4 protein-coding genes and 1 pseudogene are annotated in these 3,732 nt (G+C 65.9%); 3 read left to right on the top strand and 2 right to left on the bottom strand.

Annotated features, from left to right (window positions below):
• Positions 1–1,051: TRCF domain-containing protein (locus RMO40_RS23165; protein ID WP_309725959.1), on the top strand; the 1,051-nt coding region annotated here is incomplete at its 5' end.
• Between the two features lie 9 nt (positions 1,052–1,060).
• Here RMO40_RS23165 and RMO40_RS23160 read toward each other — a convergent pair.
• Entirely contained in the window at positions 1,061–1,702 is a 642-nt protein-coding gene (locus RMO40_RS23160) for a TonB family protein (RefSeq protein ID WP_309725958.1), read from the bottom strand.
• Positions 1,703–1,856: 154 nt separating this feature from the next.
• Between RMO40_RS23160 and serB the strand changes: the two genes are divergently transcribed.
• Together serB and RMO40_RS23150 are read left to right on the top strand one after the other, a co-directional pair.
• A complete protein-coding gene (gene serB / locus RMO40_RS23155; protein WP_309725957.1) occupies positions 1,857–2,567 on the top strand; it encodes a phosphoserine phosphatase SerB in 711 nt (236 codons plus the stop codon).
• 245 nt (positions 2,568–2,812) lie between these two features.
• Positions 2,813–3,322, top strand: a complete 510-nt coding sequence (locus tag RMO40_RS23150) for a hypothetical protein (RefSeq protein WP_309725956.1) — start codon at positions 2,813–2,815, stop codon at positions 3,320–3,322.
• A 20-nt stretch (positions 3,323–3,342) separates the two neighbouring features.
• Here RMO40_RS23150 and RMO40_RS23145 read toward each other — a convergent pair.
• Positions 3,343–3,651: pseudogene (locus RMO40_RS23145) on the bottom strand (methyl-accepting chemotaxis protein); the annotation flags it as partial.
• Positions 3,652–3,732 lie beyond the last annotated feature (81 nt).

Raw genomic sequence — 3,732 nt, 5'->3', positions numbered from 1 at the left:
CGAGGCGGCGCTGCGCGAGTTGAAGCGTGGTGGGCAGGTCTACTTCCTGCACAACGAAGTCGACACCATCGAATACCGGCGCGAGAAGCTGCAAGAGCTGCTGCCCGAAGCGCGCATTGCCGTGGCCCACGGCCAGATGCCAGAGCGCGAGTTGGAGCGTGTGATGCGCGACTTCGTGGCCCAGCGCCACAACATCTTGCTGTGCTCGACCATCATCGAGACCGGCATCGACGTGCCCAGCGCCAACACCATCGTCATCAGCCGGGCCGACAAGTTCGGCCTGGCCCAGCTGCACCAGCTGCGCGGGCGCGTGGGCCGCTCGCACCACCAGGCTTATGCCTACCTGCTTGTGCCCGAGGTCGAAGGCCTCACCAAACAAGCGGCGCAGCGGCTCGAAGCCATCCAAAACATGGAAGAGCTGGGCTCGGGCTTTTACCTCGCGATGCACGACCTGGAGATCCGCGGCGCCGGCGAGGTGCTGGGAGAAAACCAGAGCGGCAACATGATGGAGGTCGGCTTCCAGCTCTACAACGAGATGCTGTCCGAGGCAGTGCGTTCGCTTCGGGCCGGCAAGGAGCCCGACCTGCTCTCACCCTTGAGCGTGACGACCGAGATCAACCTGCACGCCCCGGCCTTGTTGCCCAACGACTACTGCGGCGACGTGCACACCCGCCTGAGCCTCTACAAGCGCCTGGCCTCGGCCGAAAAGCCTGAGCAGATCGACACCCTGCTGGAGGAGATCACCGACCGCTTCGGCAAACTCCCACCGCAAGGCCAGACGCTCTTTGACGTGCACCGCCTGCGGGTGCTGGCCAAGCCATACGGCGTGGTCAAGATCGACGCCGCCCCTCAGCTCATGATCATCAGCTTCCGACCCAATGCGCCAGTCGACGCCATGCGCATCATCGAGCTGGTGCAAAAGAACCGCCACATCAAGCTGGCCGGCAACGACAAGCTGCGCATCGAGCGTGAAACCAAGGAACCGAAAGACCGCGCGCAGCTGATCCGCGATGTGTTGCGCTCGCTGGGCACGCCGAAGGTCGAGGCCTGACGCGTTGCCTCAGCGCGCCGCGCGCAGCACCAGTTGCACGGCGTGCACCCGTGGCTCGCCGATCGGTTCGTAGCGCCACTGGCCGATGGCGTCGATGACAGGCGCTTCCAGCGCTTTAAGCGGGCTGGAGCGCACGGCCACATTCGACACCGACCCGTCGGCATTGACGGTGAAGCCGACGACCACCTCCACGTCATTCAGCATGCGCCGCAACACCGTGGGTGACAGGCTCGGCTCGACCATCTGCGCGAGCTTGAGCGGCAACGGTGGAGCGAGCTTGGGCGCAGGCACGACGGGGGCCGGCAGCGAAAGTGTCGCCAGCTCCGGCTCGGCACGTGCAACGACCGGCACGACCCCAGCCGGCCCCGCTGCCGGCTGAGAGGCCGCCACCGAAGCGGTGGGTGCGGCCCCGGCCTTCGCGGCGACTGCCGCTGGGGTTGCAGGCTTGGCCGCCACCGGCCGCACCGGCGGGGCGTCTGTCGCCCGGCCTTTCAGCTTGCTGGCTTCGATGATGACCCGCAGCGGGTTGTTGGCTTCTCGCGCCGCCCGCGCCGCAGCCTCGGGGTCGCGAGGCGCTGCCGGCTGGGAAGTTGCGGCGATGGGGTGGAGGACGAGGAGGCTCGCGAGGAGGATCAACCGGTGGGTTTGCATGCGTGGGCTCGGCCTTGTGGGCTGTGGGGATCCCGTTTCGGTGGAAACGCGCTGCCCCAGACGGGGCCGGCTCGGAGCTTCGCAAGCCGCGTGCCTGAAAGCAAGCCCTGCGTGCGGGACAATCCCACTTTCTTCACACTTCTCGCCACGCTTCATGACCGCATCGCTGCTGCCCGGCCTCGTCATCCAGAACTTCACGCCGCCGCTGCGCCTGGCCGACTACAAGCTGATCGCCTTCGACATGGATTCGACGCTGATCAACATCGAGTGCGTGGACGAGATCGCCGACGCCGCCGGCCGCAAGGCCGAGGTGGCGGCCATCACCGAAGCCGCGATGCGCGGCGAGATCACCGACTACAAGGAAAGCCTGCGACGCCGTGTGACCCTGCTGAAGGGTGTGCCCGTCTCGGCCATGGAGCAGGTGCTCAACGAGCGGCTGAAGCTCAACCCCGGCGCGCAGGCCCTGGTGGAAGCCTGCCAGTCAGTGGGCATGAAAACGCTGCTGGTGTCGGGCGGCTTCACCTTTTTCACCGACCACGTGCGTGACCGCCTGAAGATCGATTTCACCCGCAGCAACGTGCTCGAGGTGGCCGACGGCGCCCTCACCGGCCGCATGGTCGACCAGCCCTGGGGCGACATCTGCGACGGCGAAGAAAAGCGCCGCATGCTGCTCGCCACCTGCGCCCAGCTGGGCATCACGCCCGCGCAAGCCATCGCCATGGGCGATGGCGCAAACGACCTGCCGATGATGGGCGAAGCCGGCCTGAGCGTGGCGTACCACGCCAAGCCCAAGGTGCGCGAGCAAGCCATGGTGGCCATCAACACCGGAGGTTTGGATCGGTTGCTGGAAGTCGTGACGCGCTGACGAGCCGCGCCGCAGGGCGGCGGCCCTGCTCCCGCCACCAAGCGCGTTGAAGTGAAACATCCGAACAGGTCGGGAGGCTGTCGCCGCAGAGTCACGACACACCAGCAGACTGGGACAGGCATCGCAAGTTGTCTTCCCACATGTCGAACACCCCGGGGGTAGCTATGAATCAGTCTTCGACACCCGTCGCGCCGTCACGCCTTCGCAGCGCAGCGCGAGGGCTGCTCCTTGCGGGCACCGCATTCGTGAGTAACACCGCCTGTGCGGACGTCACCTATCTGTACGTGGGAAACACGATGGCCTGTGTACCCTGGAACGGTACGTCGCCTTGCTGGAACTTTGGCTCGCAGCTCACGGGCAGCATCGTCTTCGACGACGCCGTCCTCGCCCCGGGGTACACCGGCACAGTCTCATTGACGAGCGCAAAGGCTTTCAATCTCCAAACCAGCCAGTATTCTTCGTCGCAGGGACCGCTGAGCCAGAGCGGTGGTTCGTTTTCGTTCGTAGCGGGACACATCGTTGCCTGGAACTTCGGGCTCGTGGCCAACTATGTCTACATGGGCACCAACCACCTGTACGGCGACAACATCGGCCTTTCTTACACCAACTACCCCTACGGCGCGATGCACACGCCCACTGCGGGTGCTTGGAACTTGGCCCCAGCTGTAGCGGTGGTGCCACTCCCCGCAGCCCTGCCCTTCATGGCCCTTGGCTTGCTCGGCGGGGCGCTCTTCGGTCGCAAGCGCAGCGCCTGAGCGCGCTGCGTTGATCAGCCGAGCTTGAACATGCTGACCGCCAGCTTCAGCGCCTGGGCCTGGGCCTGTTGCTTGAGGCTCTCGGCCGCAGCCGACGACTCTTCGACCAGCGCCGCGTTGTGCTGCGTGGCCGTGTCCATCTGCGTGACCGACTGATTCACCTGCTCCAGGCCGGCGGATTGTTCGACGGTCGCTTCGGCAATGGCCTTGATCGTGCCCGACACCTCGCGCACCGAGGCCACCACCTCTTGCATGATGCGACCGGCGTCGTTGGCGAGCGTCGAGCCCGCCTCGACACGCTCTTCGCTGTTGCGGATCAGCACCTTGATCCCTTTCTGCTAAGCACTCGGCCGCGCCTCGGCGTTCTGCAAGGCGGTCGCCGCTACGGTGGCCTCTTGGCGCGACACCTC

This window comes from Rhizobacter sp. (assembly GCF_031412075.1).
Taxonomy (GTDB): domain Bacteria; phylum Pseudomonadota; class Gammaproteobacteria; order Burkholderiales; family Burkholderiaceae_C; genus Rhizobacter.
The sequence above is the reverse complement of the archived record's forward strand: the minus strand, read 5'-3'. Positions and strand labels throughout refer to the sequence as shown.